The 20,563-nt window shown below is 33.1% G+C and carries 14 protein-coding genes; 10 read left to right on the top strand and 4 right to left on the bottom strand.

Going from position 1 to position 20,563, the window contains the following annotated elements:
- Positions 1–291: 291 nt before the first annotated feature.
- Positions 292–1,473, top strand: a complete 1,182-nt coding sequence (locus CN925_RS14155; RefSeq protein WP_098846870.1) for a CaiB/BaiF CoA transferase family protein — start codon at positions 292–294, stop codon at positions 1,471–1,473.
- Between the two features lie 31 nt (positions 1,474–1,504).
- Positions 1,505–3,037: a long-chain-fatty-acid--CoA ligase gene (locus CN925_RS14150; RefSeq protein WP_098846869.1), complete on the top strand. Its 1,533-nt coding sequence runs from the start codon at positions 1,505–1,507 to the stop codon at positions 3,035–3,037.
- A 56-nt stretch (positions 3,038–3,093) separates the two neighbouring features.
- Here CN925_RS14150 and CN925_RS14145 read toward each other — a convergent pair whose 3' ends face one another.
- Positions 3,094–3,705 (bottom strand): TetR/AcrR family transcriptional regulator, encoded by a 612-nt coding sequence (locus CN925_RS14145; protein ID WP_098846868.1) that lies wholly within the window; start codon positions 3,703–3,705, stop codon positions 3,094–3,096.
- 186 nt (positions 3,706–3,891) lie between these two features.
- On the opposite strand from CN925_RS14145, the gene kynU reads away from it, so the two are divergent.
- The 7 genes from kynU (at position 3,892) to CN925_RS14110 (ending at position 12,177) form a co-directional block, all read left to right on the top strand.
- A complete protein-coding gene (gene kynU, locus CN925_RS14140; RefSeq protein WP_098846867.1) occupies positions 3,892–5,178 on the top strand; it encodes a kynureninase in 1,287 nt (428 codons plus the stop codon).
- A 37-nt stretch (positions 5,179–5,215) separates the two neighbouring features.
- Positions 5,216–6,604, top strand: coding sequence for an amino acid permease (locus CN925_RS14135; RefSeq protein WP_098846866.1), 1,389 nt, complete (start codon positions 5,216–5,218; stop codon positions 6,602–6,604).
- 228 nt (positions 6,605–6,832) lie between these two features.
- The gene (locus CN925_RS14130; protein WP_098846865.1) at positions 6,833–7,627 is read left to right on the top strand and encodes an alpha/beta fold hydrolase; all 795 of its coding nucleotides are present in this window, start codon (positions 6,833–6,835) and stop codon (positions 7,625–7,627) included.
- A 187-nt stretch (positions 7,628–7,814) separates the two neighbouring features.
- Positions 7,815–9,116 carry a hypothetical protein gene (locus CN925_RS14125; protein WP_098846864.1) on the top strand — a complete coding sequence of 434 codons (1,302 nt, stop codon included), beginning with the start codon at positions 7,815–7,817 and terminating at the stop codon, positions 9,114–9,116.
- Positions 9,117–9,285: 169 nt separating this feature from the next.
- A complete protein-coding gene (locus CN925_RS14120) occupies positions 9,286–10,479 on the top strand; it encodes a M20 family metallopeptidase (protein ID WP_098846863.1) in 1,194 nt (397 codons plus the stop codon).
- 19 nt (positions 10,480–10,498) lie between these two features.
- Positions 10,499–10,699 carry a DUF3311 domain-containing protein gene (locus CN925_RS14115; RefSeq protein ID WP_098846862.1) on the top strand — a complete coding sequence of 67 codons (201 nt, stop codon included), beginning with the start codon at positions 10,499–10,501 and terminating at the stop codon, positions 10,697–10,699.
- Positions 10,696–12,177: a sodium:solute symporter family protein gene (locus tag CN925_RS14110; protein WP_098846861.1), complete on the top strand. Its 1,482-nt coding sequence runs from the start codon at positions 10,696–10,698 to the stop codon at positions 12,175–12,177. The genes CN925_RS14115 and CN925_RS14110 overlap by 4 nt, the downstream gene beginning before the upstream one ends.
- A 57-nt stretch (positions 12,178–12,234) precedes the next feature.
- On the opposite strand, the gene CN925_RS14105 is transcribed toward CN925_RS14110, so the two are convergent.
- A complete protein-coding gene (locus CN925_RS14105) occupies positions 12,235–16,362 on the bottom strand; it encodes a S8 family serine peptidase (RefSeq protein WP_180232963.1) in 4,128 nt (1,375 codons plus the stop codon).
- Positions 16,363–17,202: 840 nt separating this feature from the next.
- Between CN925_RS14105 and CN925_RS14100 the strand changes: the two genes are divergently transcribed.
- Complete coding sequence (locus tag CN925_RS14100; RefSeq protein WP_180232962.1) at positions 17,203–18,237, top strand: CotS family spore coat protein; 1,035 nt, start codon at positions 17,203–17,205, stop codon at positions 18,235–18,237.
- Between the two features lie 54 nt (positions 18,238–18,291).
- On the opposite strand, the gene CN925_RS14095 is transcribed toward CN925_RS14100, so the two are convergent.
- The gene (locus CN925_RS14095) at positions 18,292–19,455 is read right to left on the bottom strand and encodes a Ger(x)C family spore germination protein (protein WP_098846858.1); all 1,164 of its coding nucleotides are present in this window, start codon (positions 19,453–19,455) and stop codon (positions 18,292–18,294) included.
- The gene (locus CN925_RS14090; protein ID WP_098846857.1) at positions 19,442–20,551 is read right to left on the bottom strand and encodes a GerAB/ArcD/ProY family transporter; all 1,110 of its coding nucleotides are present in this window, start codon (positions 20,549–20,551) and stop codon (positions 19,442–19,444) included. The genes CN925_RS14095 and CN925_RS14090 overlap by 14 nt, the downstream gene beginning before the upstream one ends.
- Between the last annotated feature and the right edge of the window lie 12 nt (positions 20,552–20,563).

Here is a 20,563-nt window from a genome sequence, read left to right as displayed (position 1 = left end):
TGTATGATACATAGTTTAACTCCCTGAATGCACGAAATTTACAATTACTAATTTTAAATAAGCTAAGAAATATTTAACACAATATATTTATTGTAAGATTTTAATAAATATTCAAAAAGTGTAAATTTGTCCAATACTACTTGCAAAATTTCGTCTAATATAATTTTCCACAACTTAGTCGTGAATTTATTTAAGTTAGTAAAAAGGAGAGATCCCAATTAATCTAGAATAATTACAAAGAGACAGTATAGAGATGGAGGGAGGAATCATATTGAATCGTAGGTTTACTATATGTTAAATAAATTGAAAATTCTGGATTTTACTCGTCTTTTACCAGGTCCCTATGCAACGATGATGCTAGCGGATTTAGGTGCAGAAGTATTACGAATCGAATCTCCATATCATCCCGACTTATTACAAACTTCACCTCCATTTGATGGGGAGCAATCTGCAGCACATCACACAATTAATCGTTCTAAAAAATCTATTACCCTTGATTTAAAAAGCGAAGAAGGCACTGAAATAATTTATAAGCTAGTAAAGGAGTTCGATATTGTTATTGAGCAATTTCGACCAGGAGTTATGGAAAAGCTTGGATTAAGCTATGAACAATTAAAGAAAATAAATTCGAAACTAATTTATTGTTCAATTACTGGCTATGGTCAAACAGGTCCGTATCGAAACCGAGCAGGACATGATAATAACTATCTTTCAGTAACTGGTGTTTTGAGTTATTCAACAAGAAAGAATGAGCGTCCAGTTCCGATGGGAATCCAAGTTGCAGACCAAGTAGGTGGATCGCTACATGCGATTATTGGTATTTTATCGGCTGTCATTCATCGCCAGCAAACCGGAGATGGGCAGTGGATTGATATTAGCATGACAGATTGTACTTTTTCATTGCAATCTTTAATGGGTTCTGGCTGGTTAACGCAAAAAATTAATCCAAAGCCAGAGGAACATCTTTTAAATGGAGGCGTGTTTTATGATTATTACGAAACAGCAGATGGGCGATTTTTTTCTGTTGGTAGTCTTGAACCTTCATTTCGAAAACAGCTATGTGAGGCATTAGAAATCATGCCGTTTCTTCCTTATTCTTTTAGTGAAGAGAAGGATGAAATCGATTTATTTAAAAATAAAGTAAAGCTTGCATTTAGTAGGAAAACATTTAATGAGTTAAAAGAAATTTTTAGTAAATTTGATGCATGTGTTGAGCCTGTTTTAACTTTTGAAGAAGCATGTGAACATGCCCAAATTAAAGAAAGGGGGCTTTTAGTAAACGTTCAAAGGAGTGATGGTACAAATCAATTGCAAATTGGTTCACCTTTTAAATCTTCAGTGTTTAAACCGATCTATCAACACGTTGGTGTAAAACCAGGAACAAATACAAAAGAGGTTTTATTAAATTTAGGATATGATCATCAAACAATTAATCAATTCGTTGAAAAAGGAGTTATTAGGTCAACTGATTAAATCTAAAATTAGTTAATGTGGGGGTAAGCAAATGAGTTTTGGAAATGTATTATCGTTAAACGCACAAAGGCACCCAGATAAATTAGCATTAGTCTATCAAGACCGTACATACACATACATGGAATTCAATAAAGTGGTTAATCGTTTTGCTTGGGGATTACAGAAACTAGGTTTAAAAAAAGGTGAAAAACTAGCTCTAATGATGGCAAATTCTGACTTGTTTGTAATTAGTTATTGCGCTGCGGTTAAAGTAGGTGCTGTTGTCGTTCCGATTAACTTCCGCCTTGTTTCTCGAGAAGTTGGATATATTTTAGAACAGTCGGATAGTGTGATTGTTGTATGTGATTCAGAACTAGAAAAAGTCGTTTTAGATGCTTCAAAATCTTCATCGAACGTAAAAAAGATTATTACTGCTCCTTTAGCTTCATCGCCGAATTGTTTAAGCTTCTTTGATGTGATGTCACAGATTGAAGAAGATCCCCGAGTAAAGATTTCAGAAGACGATGATTTTCATTTACTATATACTTCAGGTACGACTGGACAACCAAAGGGTGCGCTTTTTGACTATAAACGAATTGAAAAGCTCATAAATGGATTGAGCGCTGTAATGGGGCAAAGCTGTCAGGATCGGCTTTTACATGTTGCTCCTTTATTCCATTGTGCTCAACTCGTCATTTTTTTATTACCAGGTTTATATTTAGGTATGACAAATATTATTCATCGAGAATTTAACCCGGTAAATGTTTTAAAGGATATCGAAAAATATAAAATTACTTTATTTTTTGGTGTTCCTACAATGTATAACTATTTACAGCAAGTACCAAATGCTGACCAATATGATCTATCCTCAATCAAAAGATGTGCATACGGTGCAGCTCCTATGCCTCCTGAAATCTTAATGAAAAGTATGAAATTATTTAATACAAATCAATTTTTCAGCTTATGTGGATTAACAGAAGGGGGGCCTACAGGGTTTTATCTTTCACCAGAGGATCATGAACAACATTTAGGAAAATCAGGAAAAACACCTTTACTCTATACAATTATTAAAGTAGTTAATAAGCAAGATGAAGAAGTTTTACCTGGTGAAGTTGGTGAATTGATCTTAAAAGGTGAAACAATTATGAAGGAATATTATAAAAAGCCGAAAGAAACAGCAGACACGATTAAAGATGGTTGGTTATATACGGGAGATCTAGCTGTAGTAGATGAAAAAGGATATATTACGTTAGTGGACCGTAGTAAGGATATGTTGATTTCTGGTGGAGAAAATATATATTCAGTTGAAATTGAAAATGCCTTATATGAGCATCAATCTATTTTGGAAGCTGCAGTGATCGGTACGCCTAATGCTAAATGGGGAGAGGTTGTAACAGCGATTGTCGTATTAAAAACAGGAAAACAACTATCACTAGAGGAGATTCAATCTTTTTGCCGAGAAAGAATGGCAGGTTATAAGATTCCTAGAGTAGTAGAATTTATTGATCAGCTTCCTCGAAATGCTTCTGGGAAAGTCCAAAAGTTTAAATTAAGAGAAATGTATTGTCGTGCTAATTCAAAATAGAATGCAAAAAGAGCTCAAACTTTAGAAGTGAAAGTTTGAGCTTTTTTATTAGGTTTTTAATAAAGGCCAGTTGTATAAAGAGATGTGATTGTTTTTGCAATTTCTTCGATCGTATATTGTTGTTCATTTCGAACGATTTCCCATAAGTACATCTCATTTGTAAAGAACCAGGCACGCGCGACTATTTCATGATTTAACTCTTTTCTTGCTATTCCAGTTTCTTGAGCATAAGAAATATCGAGTGAAATGCGGTCAATAAACTTTTCACGAATTGTTTTCCATTTGTTTGAGATGATTTCAGATACTCCGATGGCCTGTTCAAAAATTTGCATCATATTTCGCTCATCTTCTGCCATTTTTAGAAAAGAAGTAGCTTGTTTATAAATAATCGATTCAGCGGATTCTTTCGTTTCTGGAAAAAAGTGAGTTTCTGCAATTTCATAAAACCTTTCCATTACATTTTCCATTAACACAATTAAAAGCTCTTCTTTGCCTTTAAAGTGTACATATGCTGTTCCATAACCGATATCTGCTTTTTTGATCATTTGTGTGATAGTAGCTTTTTGAAATCCTTCTTCAAGAAAGACTTCTCTAGCAGCTTCTAGTAGTTTTTGTCTAGTCATTAATGAACGTAATTGACGCTTAGATTCTACTTTGTCATTACTCATACTACAATCCTCCAAAATATATTACTTCTAGCATATAGCTAAATGAATGAAAATGGAAGAATGCCAGAAAAACTATATTTTATATTATCAGAAAATTAGACATCATGTCATTGACATCGTGTCAGTTATTTTGATATGATTTTTTCACAATCAATTTAATTAGTAGATTAATAGAGGAGGAACAGTATGAATACGAAAGTTACGGAAACAACACTAGAGTACGCTAAAAAAATGGATCGTCTTGATTCACTTAGAGAGTTTAGAGATGAGTTTTACTTGAATCCTGATTCAATCTATATGGATGGTAATTCATTAGGTCTACTTTCTAAAAGGGCTGAACGTACTTTACTAGAATCATTGGAAGATTGGAAGAACTATGGAATAGATGGTTGGACAAATGGACATCATCCATGGTTTTTCATGGCTGAAAAATTAGGAGAAAAATTAGCTCCGTTAGTCGGTGCTTCATCAGAGGAGGTAATTGTAACCGGTTCCACTACGGTTAATTTACACCAGTTAGTAGCTACTTTTTTCCAACCAAAGGGGAATAGAAAAAAGATATTAGCTGATGAACTTACATTCCCATCAGATATATATGCCCTTCAAAGTCAACTCCGTATTCACGGATTAGATCCTGAGGTAGATCTTATTTGCGTAAAAAGTAAAGATGGACGTTATTTAGATGAGGATGATATTATTAATGCAATGACGGAAGAAATCGCTCTGATAATTTTACCAACGGTTTTATACCGCAGTGGTCAAATTTTAGACATGAAGCGATTAACCGAAGAAGCTCATAAACGAGGAATATTAATCGGTTTTGATGGTTGCCATTCAGTTGGATCAATCCCACATTCTTTTAGTGAGTGGGATGTGGATTTTGCCTACTGGTGTAATTATAAACATTTAAATGGAGGACCAGGTGGTGTAGGTGGATTATTTGTTAATCGCAAACATTTTGGTGCATTGCCTGGGCTTGCAGGGTGGTTTGGTTCTAGAAAAGATAAGCAATTTGATATGGAACACACTCTAACTCCTGCAGAAACTGCTGGAGCTTATCAAATCGGTACACCTCATGTATTAAGCTGTGCACCATTAATCGGATCTTTGGAGATTTTTACAGAAGCTGGAATTGATGCGATTCGAGAAAAATCACTTCGATTAAATCAATTTTTAATGGATTGTATTGAACAAGAATTACCAGATATGGGGTTTTTCATTGGATCTCCTAGAGAAGATGCGAGACGAGGCGGACATGTTAGTTTAGAGCATGAAGAAGCAGCACGTATTTGTAAGTCTTTGAAAGAAAACAATATTATTCCAGATTTCAGAGCTCCAAATATTATTCGTCTTGCACCAGTTGCACTTTATACTTCTTACGAGGAAGTATGGAAAGTAGTACAAACACTTAAGAAAATCATGACTGAAAAGCAATATGAAAAATTTATAAATGAGCGTGAAGTTGTGGCGTAAGTTTAGTTCGCTATCTAAAAGGACAAGGGGATGAGTTATGAAGAAATCCACCGCTAATAATAAAATTGAAAACGAGAGAGAAAAAGGCTTAAAAAGAGAATTGAAAACAAGTCAACTAACGATGATTGCAATGGGTTGTGCGATTGGAACGGGGTTATTCCTAGGAAGTGGATTAGCAATTAAAACAGCTGGTCCAAGTGTATTACTCAGTTATGCAGTCGGAGCATTCATCGTTTTACTGCTTATGGGGTGCTTAGCTGAAATGACTGTTGCACATCCTACTAGCGGTTCGTTTGGAACAATTGCCGAAAAATATATTCATCCTATGGCGGGCTATCTTGTTCGTTATTCATATTGGGTGGCACAAGTACTTGCTGTTGGAGTAGAAGTAAGTGCAATTGCAGTTTATATGAAATATTGGTTTCCAACTGTACCTGGAATCGTTTGGATTGCCTTTTTTGCAGCAGTCTTAATCTATATAAATGCTACTAGTGTTAATACATTTGCTACATTTGAGTATTGGTTTTCAATGATTAAAGTAAGTGCAATTGTTGGATTTATCCTACTTGGGACGTATGTCTTGTTTGGAGAATCTAGTCATTCAAATATTGGTGTAGAGAACTTAACAAATGATGGTGGATTTATGCCATTTGGATGGTGGGGCATGTGGGTAGCTGTCTTTATTTCGTTATTTAGTTTTCTAGGAACTGAAATAATCGCTGTTACAGCGGGTGAAGCAAAGGAGCCTGATATTGCTGTTCCAAAAGCTCTTAAAGCAACAGTTTTTCGTTTATCAATTTTTTATGTATTAACGATCGGGATCATGCTGATTATCGTTCCTTGGAAATCGGCCGGGGTAGATGAAAGTCCATTCGTAAAGGTCATGGAAATATTAAACATACCTTTTGCATCTGGCCTTATGAACTTTATTATTTTAACGGCAGCTTTATCAGCGATGAATAGCCAATTATATGCATCAACTCGCATGGTTTATTCACTATCAAAAACTAATCATGCACCAAACACTTTAGGAAAAGTAAGTAAAAAAGGTGTTCCAGTAAATGCTCTTGCAGTTTCAACCATTGGTATAGTAGTTGCTGGAATCGTAAATGCAGTATTACCAGATTCTTCATATGCGTTTATGATGGGGATTTCAATGTTTGGTGCGATCTTTACTTGGATGTCAATTTTTATTTCACATTTATTTTTTAGAAGGAAATGGGAAAAATCAGGTGGGCGAAAATTACCAGTAAAAATGATTGGTTTTCCTTACTTCACAATTTTAGGAGCGATTTTATTGTTGGGACTTACCATTACTTCATGGTTTACTGGCTTTAAAATTATGCTTCAATTCGGAATACCGTGGTTAATTGTTTTATCTGTGGCTTACTTATTTATAAAGAAAAATAATGACCAAAAAAATTGATGTTGTAAAAAAAAGAAAGTAGATAAATAGTAATAACGTAAATAGGGGTGTCTCTCATTTTAGGGACACTCCTATTCTATTTTAAGATTAATAAAAGGAAAGAAAGGAAAAATAATAAGGTGTAGAATTTTGTTCATAAGATTCTTTTATGTTAGTTTATATAATAAAAGTATGTTGTATTTAGTAAATGAAAAATAGTCTCATATTAATATTCTCGAATGGAGTTGAATGATCATTAATAGTATAGTCGAACTTGAAAATTTAACAATTGCTTATAAGGACCAAGGAAAAGGAAAGCCAATCGTTTTAATTCATGGTTTTATGGGAAGTCATGCATATTGGGAAAAAGTAGTTCCAAAGCTATCTGAAGATTATCGTGTGATCGCTATTGATTTACCTGGGCATGGAGATTCTACAGCTATTATTAAAGAGCATACAATAGAAGATTATGCAGATGTGATAAAAGATTTCTTAGATCAATTAAACATTCAGCAAGTAACAATGTTTGGCCACTCGTTAGGAGGCTATATTACACTTACATTTGCACAAAGATATTCTAATTATTTAAATGGATTTTCATTAATCCACTCGACTGCTTATCCGGATAGTGAAGAAGCAAAAAAAGCTAGAGTAGCTACTAGTGAAAAAGTGAAAAATGAAGGAGTGAAAAACGTTGTAGATGGATTAATTCCTAAACTTTTCTCTCCAAAGAATATACAAACGAATAGTAAAGAAATAGATTTAGCAAAGCAAATAGGATATAAAACTACTGTAGATGGCACGGTTAATGCCTTAATAAGCATGAAAAATAGACCCGATCGCAACCATATACTGAACGATACAAATTTACCTGTACTTTTACTGGCAGGTAAAGACGATCAGATCATTCCACCTGAAAAGACTTTTTCAGTCAAAAAAGAAAATATTAAAACGGTTACTTTAAACAGTGCTGGACATATGAGCATGTATGAGGCTCCCAAAGAGTTAATTAATGAAATGAACAATTTTTTAAGTTCGTTTTAATGTTTAGGAAGTAAAAAGACTTTTCATCAAGAAACGCCTTGATGAAAAGTTTTTTTATTTAACTATATGTAAATAACATGGTCATTTCGAGTGAAATACTGTTAAGATGATAATAAGCATATAAAGTACTAGATAAAATTAAAAATCATAGTCCATATAAATTTTAGAGTAATTGGTAGGTGTAATAATGTATCGTATTGGACTGATCGGCCCAGAGTGGTCTTTAGAACGAATTTTAAGTTTTTCTAAAGAATATGAAAAGGAATTAGAATTTTTCCCATTTGCATATGATGAGCCTGCGGAAACGAAAGAGATTATAAAGAAACATGATCGAGATGTTGACGTCTGGCTTTTTTCAGGACAATTACCATATAATATTGCAAAAAAAACGCTATATTCCTATGAAAAATTATTGTATGTTCCTCATACAGAGTCTTCTGTTTATAAAAGTCTGTTAAATATTATGTATCTTAATGGTCGATTAATTAGACAATTAAGCGTAGATATGCCAACATATTCTAATTTATTAGACGATGCATTAGAGCAGTTGAATAAACCATTTGATCAGCTTTTTATAAAAAAGTTTGATGAAGAAGAAATTAATTTGGAGGAAATATTACAATTTCACCTTCAATTATGGAACGCAAATAAAACTGAAGGTGTTTTAACCAACTTTCCATCTATATTTCAGGAACTAAAAAAACGTGAAATTCCAGTCGAATGGATTTCAACTAGTAAAGTGGATATTCGACATACATTAAAGCTAATAATCGAGAAAGTAAAAGGGCTTTATTTTAAAGAATCTCAAATTGGAGTAGAGTTGGTTGAAATAGAGAATTTTGAGAGCATAATAAGGAAATCAAAATCGCCTTATCATTTACAGCATATCGAACTTCGTATCAAGAATGTACTTCTAACACTTTGCGAACAATTAAATGGTTCTTTGATTGAAAAAGGATATGGGAAATATTTAATTTATAGTTCTAGGGGCGCAATTGAAAGAGAGATTAATATGTTAGAAAATACAATTGAGCAGTTATCATTAGAAACTGATTCAATCGTTTCTGTTGGGATTGGATTTGGTGAGACTGTTTTTTCTGCAGAGAAAAATGCGATTGAATCAATACAACAATCAAAAGAATTGAATGATCGTAAAATATTAATTGTGCAAGAAAACGGTGAAATCATTGAGTCACTTGGTAGTGTAGAAGAGATTACATATGCTTATCGAACAGATGACCAAGAGTTGCTGCAAAAGCTTAAACTAGGAAATATTAGTGTAAAGACATTTCATAAAGTTGAAAACCTTATTAAGAGAATGGGGTGGAATGATTTTACAACAAAAAGTTTAGCTGAGCAGCTTAATATGACTGAACGAAATGCTAGACGTATTGTGGCAGATTTATGTGAAGTGGAATTACTAGAATGTATAGGAGAGGAATCCCTGTCTTACCGAGGGAGACCTAGTAAAATATATCGCTTAAAATAAACATTTCAAATTTGGAGTGTTTATTTTTTTGTGTGTAATTTCATAAATATTTTGAATTTTTAACAAAAATATATTGTGGAAACTGTTTTCAAGTTATAAAATCATATATAAGGAAAAAGACCGTAAATATTCCTTAAAAGAAAATTAAAATTCTCATGGAGGTACAGTGATGAAGTATAATGTTTTTTCTGAATTAATATTAGATGATGTAGTAAGTTCAATTAATGATGAAGTAATTGGATGGAGAAGGTATTTACATGAAAACCCTGAATTATCTTTCCAAGAAGAAAATACTGCTCAATTTGTGTATGACAAACTAAAATCATTTGGAGATTTAGAAATTTCTAGACCAACGAAGACTAGCATAGTTGCTAGACTAAAAGGAAATGCTCCAGGAAAGGTGCTTGCAATCAGAGCAGATATGGATGCACTTCCAATACAGGAAGAAAATGAGATTGAATTTCGTTCTAAGAAGGATGGCATAATGCATGCATGTGGTCATGATGGACACACGGCGATGCTATTAGGAGCTGCGAAACTCCTTTGTAGTTTTAAAGAAAGGATAAAAGGTGAGATTCGATTTATTTTTCAACACGCAGAAGAAGTACCACCTGGTGGTGCAATTGAGATGGTAAATGCAGGAGTGCTTGATGGAGTTGATCTGATTATCGGAGCACATCTAGTAAGCAATTTGGAAACCGGAAAAATTGGATTAAATTATGGTCCAATTATGGCAGGTGCGGACATGTTTAAAATCACAATTATTGGCGAAGGTGGCCATGCTTCTTTGCCAAATGAAACAATTGATCCAATTCTGATTGGTTCTCAAGTTGTAACAAACATACAGCATATTATCTCAAGGAAGATTGATCCAATTGATACAGCTGTCATTTCAGTTACACAATTTAATGGTGGTACAGCGGTTAATATTATACCAAGTATTGTTAAGATTGGTGGTTCTGTTCGGAGCTTTAATCACGAAGTTCGCAAGAATATACCGAAGTTGATCGAGCAAATAGTAGAAGGTATTACCGATGCTCATGGAGCTAAATACGAGATCGAATACCATTTCGGGTACTCACCGGTCATTAATGATAATGAAGTAACTAGTTTAATAGACAAAACGGTTTGTGAAATAGTTGGAGAAGAAAATCGTGAATTAATGAAACCAATAATGGGAAGTGAAGATTTTTCAGCATTCCTTCATGAAGTTCCAGGGACTTATTTTTTTGTAGGTGCAAGAAATGAGGCAGAGGGGATCGTATTTCCACACCATCATCCTAAATTTAATATTGATGAGAGAGCTTTAAAAGATGGAATAAAGATATTTGTCCAAGGCGCAATGAACATTTTAAATCATTAAAAAAGAAGGAGAGTAGAGTATGAAAAAAATCTATTTACTTGGTTTTATTCCGGTTATGGGTTTTGTAATAGGTGCGTTGTTTTCAAATAAAGTTACTCCCTACATACTTGGTATGCCATTTTTCCATTTCTCAATTGTACTATGGTCACTTCTTACTACTGTATTTTTAGATTTAATCTATTTATTTGATCCTGCGAATAAAGAGGAGGAAATAGAATGAATACAGGAACATTATTTATATTCTTATTTTTCGCTGTTTCCATCATTATTGGAATATGGTCAAAAAAAGGTAAAGAAATGAACTTAGAACAATGGTCCGTTGGTGGACGGGGAATGGGAACGCTTTTCATCTTTTTATTATCAGCTGGCGAAATGTATACAACCTTTACCTTTTTAGGTGCAAGTGGCTCAGCATACGGTGAAGGTGGTTCCATATTTAGTATCGTATCCTACGGCTGTATTGCATCAATTATATCTTATTGGGCTTTTCCTGAGATTTGGAAATACTCTAAAAAACATAAACTCATTTCTCAGTCAGATTTTATGGCGAAGAAATATGGTAGTCCGATACTTGGAGTACTTGTTGCTATAGTTGGAATCGTAGCTTTATTTTGCTATTTAGTATTACAATTTATAGGCTTAGGCTATATCGTTGAGATTACATCGTATGGGGTTATTTCTTCAAAAATGGCTATTTTATTTGGCGCATGCGGAGTTACTTTATTCGTCATGTTATCAGGAATTCATGGTTCAGCATGGACTTCTGTTTTAAAGGATATTTTAATTCTTGCTATCATTTTATTTTTAGGTATTTATTTTCCGATTCATTTTTATGGCGGTATTAAGCCGATGTATCAGGCTATTGAACAAGCAAAGCCAAACTTTACAATTCTACCAGAACATGGGATGAATTTAACTTGGTATATTTCTACTATTATATTAAGTGGGATTGGGATGTATATGTGGCCTCACTCATTTCCTCCTATTTTTGCAGCGAAAAATGCAAAGGTTTTAAGAAAAAACGCAATTATAATGCCTTTATATCAGTTAATTTTATTATTTGCTTTTTTCGTGGGCTTTGCAGCAATCTTACAAATTAAAGGGGTACAAGGAAGTGATAGTGACAAAATTTTATTACTTCTTTCGAAAAAGACTTTTGATCCATGGTTCGTCGGTTTAATAGGTGGAACAGGGGTATTAGCTGCATTAGTACCTGCTTCTTTGATTCTAATGGTAATATCCACATTATTCGTTAAAAATATATACCAAGTAATAGCCCCTGCTAAATCAGAAGAACATATTACAAAACTAATCAAATTAATTGTTCCTTTTATTACTTTAATTGGTTTATATTTTACTTTTAAAGGTGGTAGCTCATTATTTAGTATTGCAATTGTGGCGTATAATTTTATAACGCAGCTAGCTCCACCATTTTTCTTAAGTTTAATGAAAAAGAACTTTGTAACAAAGCAAGGCGCTATAACTGGAATCATATTTGGTGGTGTTATTGTTTCAATTTTTGATTTAGGTGAAAAGACATTTGCTCAAGCGTTTCCACACTTTCCACAGTTAGTGAAAGACTTAAATGTAGGGATTATTGCATTAATTATTAATGCGCTAGTAATGGTTGCTGTTAGTCTTATTACAAGAAATAGTATGTCAACGAATAAGGGAATCGATCAATTAGCTGAGCAATAAGAAAAGAAAAACGTCGGGTCTATAGATCCGACGTTTTCTATTATTCTATCAAGTTGATTATTGAATGTTTAAATCCTTCAAAATATCTTCTAAAGTTTGACCTTTAATTTTCTTTTTACCTTTTGGAACGTCTTGGACATCAGGGTTTGGAGTTAAATAATTCTTTTGTACGAAACTCATATCCTTATCGTCAACAATTCCATCGAAATTGATATCAGCTGCACGCTTGTTAGTGCCCCAGTATGTTTTAATATAATCTGCATCTAATACATCGATGACATCATCGTTATTTACATCCCCACCCATAACAGGTGCATATAAAATGTAAGATAAGCGACCTACCGTTTCACCATTCGCTAGATCATATAAATCGTTCACTGTTACGTGTCGATCGAAATGTCCTGGTATTTTGACTGTTAAATCGTAATCTTCATCTGAAGCTGGAAGATTTTTAACAAAGTAACGTGCGCTGCTGTTAAATTCTCCTGTATATGTCTTTCCATTTTTAGAAACTAATGTTAAACTCATGCCTGCTTTCGAAAAATCTTTTTTGTAGTCTAACCAAATACCCCAATCGTCTAGGAATCCATCAGCAAGAATACCACCTTCAAGTTGAGAGTATGTTGGAACAATATTTATTCCTTGACCAAAACCTTCAATTGTTGCAGGTGCTTGATTTAAAGAGAATGCAGTAGATTTTGTGAGATCAATCGTTTGAATCCATTTAACATAGTTAGTAGGTTTTTCCTTCACTTTAAATGTAATATCGATTAATGGCATATTCGTTTGGATCGGCTGGATTGAATCGCCAGTTAAATGTGTATTAAGTGTAATTTTACTTGCCGTTTGCTCAATTATTTTAAGATCAGCATTTAAACCATTTGACTTAGCATAAGAAACATAATCCTTATTTAAAGATACATTTGCAATGTCATATACCGTAGAAGGGAATGATAATGTAAATTCTCCACCTGTTAAATCTTTAATATTATTTGCACTAAGTGAAAGGGTTACGTTTTCACCATATTTTACGTCATTTTTGTTAGCAACTAATTTTGCGTATGGTAGTCCTTTTTTAACTAGTGTGTATGAGAAATCAGGGTGATCCTGCATACCGTTTCCTGCGTAGTCAAATGCATCTAAGGTGATTTTTGTTACATCTTTACCGTCTAAAAGACTAGTTTTAAATTCAAAGTCACCATTTTTTTCAATTGCTAAAGGTGTTGAAGAGTATTTTGTTTTATTCATTAAGTTAACCAAATTAGAAGACTGATCCCAATTAAATCCATTTCGATTCATAATATCTACTTGTTGGTCATAGATGTTACCTTTTACAGTCATACCGTCCCCGGTTACTTCGTAAACTCCACCTGGTTGTTGCATTTTTACAATAGGGTTAGAATTTTCGATATAAAATACATCAGATTTTTTAAATGTTTTACCTTCTCGGTTTGTTGCGATTAGTTCTAATTCATATTTTCCTGGAGGAGCAAGCCTTTTTGAATAAGAAATCGGATGATCCTTATGCCCCGTAAATGCATTATAAAGTCCATTAAATCCGTATTCAGTTTCGAACATAAAATCTTCTGTAAAAAGACCTTGATATGCATCAACTAAACCTAGTTCTTTACCAGTCTTCGCATCTTTTAAAATAAAATCTACAGTTTCCATCGGGCTATTTAAGGAGAATTCAATGCCCGTTCCAGATGGGAAACTATGATTTAAATCACGACGCGTTGTGAAGGCGTCTGCATACACATTGATTTTATTAATTCCTTCTTGTAAATGCTTGAATCCAAATGGTATTTGATAAATTTCATTCGGATTACTACTGTTTGTAATATAAATATATCCTTCGTAATTACCAAACTCTGCAGATGCAGGGATATGAATCATTGGTTTAATTTTAATTGTTTTATTGGCATTCATTGTAATCTTATCCGGGAGATCAATCGTCACATGATTTGCTTGTGCATCTTTTGCACCTTTTACATTTTGGTTAAATTTAACTTGAACAGAGAATGTTTTCTTTTTGTTACTTGTATTCGAAATAGAAACCACTCGAGTGTCCGTTTTTTCCTTACCTGCAGTTACTTGTGGACCAAAGCTTAATGCGCCTGTTACGTCTGGAATGGTGATATCTTGGTCATTTTTTGTACTGATCGTTTTATCTAATACTTTAATATGCAAATCAGAATGAACTGCCTCATAAACATCAATTCTTCCAGCACCTACTTCAAATACACTATAATCTTTTTGTAGCGGATCAGCTGTATTCATTAAGGCGGCTTTAACATCTTCTGGTTTGTATTCTGGATGTTCTTGTAGAAGAAGGGCACAAGCTCCAGCTACATGTGGAGTAGCCATAGATGTTCCAGATGCACTCATATATGCATTCGTATAATCGGTTAGATGATTCGGACCGTTTTCATAAGCTGGTACACTTGAGAATACAGCAACACCTGGTGCGGTCACTTCCGGTTTAATATCATAATATCTGTTTGAAGGACCACGAGAACTAAAGTCAGCTAATGTATCTCCGCTAGTTTTCATCTCACCAATTGAGTTTAAAGTAAATGTGGCATTACCTTGTTTTACTTTCTCTAAAACGTTTAATCCTTGTTCATTTGTAAGAGTGAATGAAGGAATAAAGTCAAAGCCGTTTCCAAGATAATGAGGAATTTGGCCTTCTGTTGGGTTATTATTATACATTAAAACTGCTTTTGCTCCATGTTTCTTAGCAAGCATTACTTTTTCATTTAAGCTTAGGACTCCACGCTCAATTAGTGCAATTTTCCCATTAACATCCTTGCCGTTGTAATCACTTTCACTATTTCCAAGTCCAACAAAAACGATAGGTAGGGATCGATCTTTTAAAGTATTTAAATCATCATCATAGCTCTTTGCTAGAAGTCTTAAATTCGAAAGTGATAGATCATTAGCTGAACTAACCGTACCAGTAGCAGTAGGGATGGTCATAGAAAAATCACTTGCACCAACTGTTAAAGCTAGTGGAGAAGTACCAGGTGAACCAAGTGAATATAAATCACTTCCAGAGTTACCAGCTGCAATAACAGCAGTTGTTCCAGCTAGTACAGCATTATTTATTGCGATTGCATTTGGATCAAGTGGATCATTATAATCTGAACCTAATGATAGATTAATAACATCCATTCCGTCTTCTACTGCTTTTTCAATTCCAGCGATGATGTTACTTGAAAATCCAGATCCATATGGGCCAAGCACTTTGTATGCATAAAGATCAACTCCAGGTGCAACTCCGGTGACGGCATAATCAGTTTTATTTTTACCTTGCCCAGCAATTGTTCCAGATACGTGAGTTCCGTGGGAAGTATAATAGGTAGATCCACCTAATGGACTGATTTGGGGTTCTCCAGATTTTTTCCAATCATCATAAGTAGTTTCCATTGGATCAGAATCGTTATTTACGAAATCATATCCGCCTTTATAAACATCTTTTAAATCTGGATGATGATAATCAATCCCTGTATCGAGTACAGCAACCTTGACACCTTTACCGGTAACACCTTCCTCATGAAGTTTTGTTGCTCCTATATTTTCTGTACTATCTACTGCTGGAGAATGAGTAGTTGATTTTGTTGTTTGTTTTTCTGAAGGCGATGGGTCAACTTTGATTACTTTATCTTCAAATATTGCTTTTACCTCATCCATCGCAAGAATATTATGTACTTCATTAGCTGGAACAGTCATCGCAACACCATTAAATGCTTGACGGTACTCTTTACGAATTTTAATTGAAGGTATGGCTTTTTTTGCTTGTCCAATTTTTTGTTTAAAATTTTGATGAGATTTTTCTACTTTATTTTTTGCCTCATCTAAAGAGACTTCAATTCCGTTTTCTTCGTTTTTCTTAACATCTGTTTTAGCAGGGTCTTGAGCAAATTGAACAATGATGTTTACTGGATTATGACTAGTTGTATTAAGCTTAGGTGCTAAATATTTTTCTGGATCTGTCGTTTCAACACCATTATGTACGCGATTTCGATCCTCTTTTGTTAGATTTTTTAAATACTGTTCTACGTATGAGTTGCCAACTTGAGAAGTTGAATCAACCGAAGCAAATGTGTGACTAGAAAATAGCAAACTAGCTGCTATAAAACTTGTAGAAACAACTTTCAGTGGCACTACAAAATGACTCTTCAAATACAATACACCCTTTCAAATTTAACTTAAGGAGTTATCCTTATATTCAGATTATTGAGAATTTTCGACAGGCAGTCAATTGGGTTATTTGTACCCTATAAAATCAACGTTTTTCAAAATCATGAATACAAATCTTACTTTTTTCTAAAAAAATTAAGAAATAATGTCAGAAAACATAGTAAAAAATTGAATTTTGTTGATTTTAAACGTTTCCCAACTTTTTTATGAAAATAGCTAATTTTTCCCTAGAAGTAATATTTTTTGATTTAATAATTGGTAATAAATAGCATAATTTTCTATATTTAACATATTCCGGAAAAATTCCCCTTCTTCAATTCAGTGTAGGGCAAAGCCCAAGAATAAGGAGGGGGGTATTTCGGTTAGGCGATAGCTTATGGTTTTTTATTTGTATTAAGTACTGTTCAGTCGTGGAATCAAATTAGCTACTAAAATTATCTACTTTCCAAGAAGCCCCCACTTCAAACGACCTGAAAGGGTGTTAAGTGGTGGGTAGTCCACAAAATATAAATAGTGAATTGCAATATTGTGCTAATTTTTTTATTTCTTTACTTATAAAAAGTGCGTGCTTAAAATCATCAATTACTATTTCAGGAAGTATTATAACACTTAATAAAATATAGAGTTTTTGTTGTAATGTATTAGGAAATTAAAAGTAAAATTAAATAGAAGAAGATCATTTTATACATTTTGAAAATCAAACAAGAAGTTTATTAGTAGAAAATATTTTACTTCCTAATATAATTAGTAGATTAGCCGTCCCTAAACATGTACATATTCATAGATTAACAGAGGATGAGTATTATTTGGGAGGTATCCTTTTTGGACGCTTTTTTTAGTGATTTAGTAAAAAATGTAATTGCAAATTACCCTTTAGAAGTAAAACATAGATTTTTTGAATACATTGATGAAAAAAAAGCTATGTGGCCCATTGATACGAATGTCGGTGAAGTATTTTTGAAGAAAGTTTTAATTGATGAAGGATATATTGAACTGATGATCTATGCAATTGACCATCTTAGAGATAATGGCATATTTACTCCAGAAGTATTAACAACAAAATTGGGTGACGGTTTTGTAAAGAAGCAAGATGAATATTTTATGTTATTTGAAGCCGTAAATGGTAGAAGTCCAAATTTTGATAGTGAAGAAGATCTTCAATTGATAATGAATGGTATTGCTTCTTTTCATAAAGCCTCAATAGGAATTGAATTAACGAATGAGCAAGTTTCATCCATTGAATCAAACTGGAAAAAAGATTTAGAAAATAAATTTTTAAAATTAACTAAGTGGAAAGAAGAACGAACTAAGTTAAAACATCAAAATGAAATCGATAAACTGTATTTAAAAAATATTAATTCGGTTTTAATGCAATGTGAAAAAGCTTTAGCAATAATTGATAAATGTATTGGTGAAGCACTAGAAGACACAACGAAAACATTATGTTATCAGAATTTCGATGAAAATGGTCTTATTATTGGAGAAGATGGGAATTTATATTTCTTAAATATGAACGCATTAATAATCGAATTGCCGATTCATGATCTGAGAAAAATTTTAAATATTGTTATGAAAAAAGAAAAAAATTGGAATCCAAAGTTAATGAAGAAAATCATCATCGCATATCATGAAACCAATCCATTAGCATGTTTGCAGTACAAGTTACTAAAAGCTGATTTATTATTTCCTCATTTATTTTATGACGTATTTTCGGCATATTACGAAAGTATGGAAATAATAATTGTTGATCCTAGTTTAATTTCAAAAATGAAAAAAATAATTACTTTGGAACTGAGTAAAGAAAGAGCAATTTCTACTGTCTTTTCACAAACAAATGAAGCACTTTATGGTCGATGACTTAAAATGATAAAGCTCAAATCCCCTTTAATTTATGGATTCGAGCTTTATTTTTTATTTTGCTTTTTTCTTTCCTATCATTCCATAGTCTCTGATAATAATTTTAACATCATAGTTTATTTTAGCTTTACTAAATAATTCATCCCAATTCTTACTCATTTTTTTCCACTTTCTTGGATTTTGAATTCTTACTTCGTTTCCAAATCCAGCAACATCTGTTTTATATTCATTTTGAAGCTTGTTTGTTACATTTTCTATTATTTTTGTAACTTCCTTTTCAGTTGCTTTCTCTACTCTTTTAACGTTCTTCTCTTTAAATAAGGGTTTCAATTTAGGATTCCAATATTCTGCAACTCTACCTTCAGCCTCTAATTTTACGTCAAAAGAGATCTTGTTACCTTTTATATGTGGTGTAATTTTACTTTTCATTGATTCAATTTGAAACCAAGTGGGTCCATCCGATTTTTTTATGTATGCCTTAACTGAACCTCCTTTTACCCTAGCTGATATCAAATTAATTCCTAATACTTCCTGAGGATTAAGAGTGCCAATCATTTTATTGTTCTTACTGCCAAAAATTGCTCCGCCAGAAAATTTCGCTCCTTTATCAGTCGTTTCTAATAATTGGAGGAGGAAGCTAGAGCCTGAGTTCATTAATCCACCAATTCTAATTAACGGTGTTTTGGTGACAATTTCTGAAGTTGATGATTGGTTTGCAATTTCAACAATTCGTATTGAAGGGATGGTATTTTTTTCTTTTGTTTCTAAAGCATGGTAAGCTTTCCCTTTGGAGATAAAAATTAAGGTGCTTCCACGAAGATCAATATCGCGGAAATATAAATCAGTCAGCTCACGAAGGTCAATTTCTCTTGCAAGTTCTTCACTAATGATAACGCATTTTTGATGTGATCCAAAAATGTATCCTTCCCTACTTAAAGTTGTCTCCCATCCAGAAGGTTCTAAGGAAATCCCTTCGCCGGCTACATTTATATAAGGTTTTTCGGGATTAACACCACCTGAACTTGTTGTCATTGCCTCAGGGACTACATATTGTAGTGTCGATATTATATTTCCATTATCATCTTTATCTAAAGAAGATCCTAATATAATATTTAAATCCTCGATTGCTTTACTACTCCAGCATCCCGATAATAATATTAATAGGCTTAAATTAAAAATTGAAATGATTAAAATTCTCTTATACTTATACTTTCTCATTTAATTTTTTCCTCACAAACGAAATGACTAGTAAGAGAAGAGGGACGATACCAAATAAATAGAATGCAACATTACCGATTGAATCAGCCATTATAAAAGTCTGATTAATATCTTTGGGGATCATTGAGATAACGTAAATAAATGGTAATGTACCAAAAAGAAACGGCTTTAGACTTTTTTTATTTAAAATTTGGGCCATTCCAAGGGTGCAAATATAATATGCAATGATATATGTAGCAAAAATTTGCATAATCCAAATAACAAGCAGTAATGAGTCAAATCTTTCTACAAAAAGACCTTGAATATCGTAACTGCGAATATATGTAAGTACCGGCCAAGTTTGCAATAAAACACCGTCTACTGAAAAAGCACCAACTACAGCAACAACCGTAATCGCATAAAAAATAAATGGAATACCTATTCCGAGAATAATTGTTTTTGATACTTTCTTTTTATCCTTCATAAACATAAAGATAAATAGAATTATCTCAAAACCTGAAAATGAAAGGGAAGTTGTTTTGAGTCCATTAATGACAGGTTTGATGCCATTTCCTAGTACAGGACGTAAGTTATCAATTTCAATAATTCCTAATCCTAAAAAAATAACTAATAGAAAAAATAAGACAGTGATTGGGAAAATGATTTCCAATATTCTTGCGATTGGATTGATTCCACCGAGTACTAAATATAAACCAATCCACAAAAAAGGGATTAATATAGCCCAAGTAGGAGTACCTTGTAGTAAGAACAACCTAGTCGTTTCTGCCATTACTCGAACCTCTAATGCTGAAAGCGAAATATAATAAATAATGATAATGATACTTAATGGAATTCCTAACCATTTACCAATAATTTTTTGAGTAAATTGAAAATATGTTTCGTTCGGATATTGTTTACACAACATAACGAGTAAAAAGACTAAAAGGGTTATGAGCAAGCCAGATATGATAACTGAAATCCATCCGTCTGGCGTTTTTACTTTAGCTGTAACACTTCTTGGTAATAATAAAATACCTGCACCAAAAATAAAATTTACGATCAGCATCACAGTTTGATTCGTCGATATTTGATCAATAGGCTTTGGAACCATAATCATGTACTCCTCCTT

Source organism: Bacillus sp. AFS055030 (assembly GCF_002574545.1).
GTDB lineage: Bacteria > Bacillota > Bacilli > Bacillales > Bacillaceae_G > Gottfriedia.
Note: the sequence above shows the minus strand (reverse complement) of the source record. Positions and strands in the feature narration are given on the sequence as shown.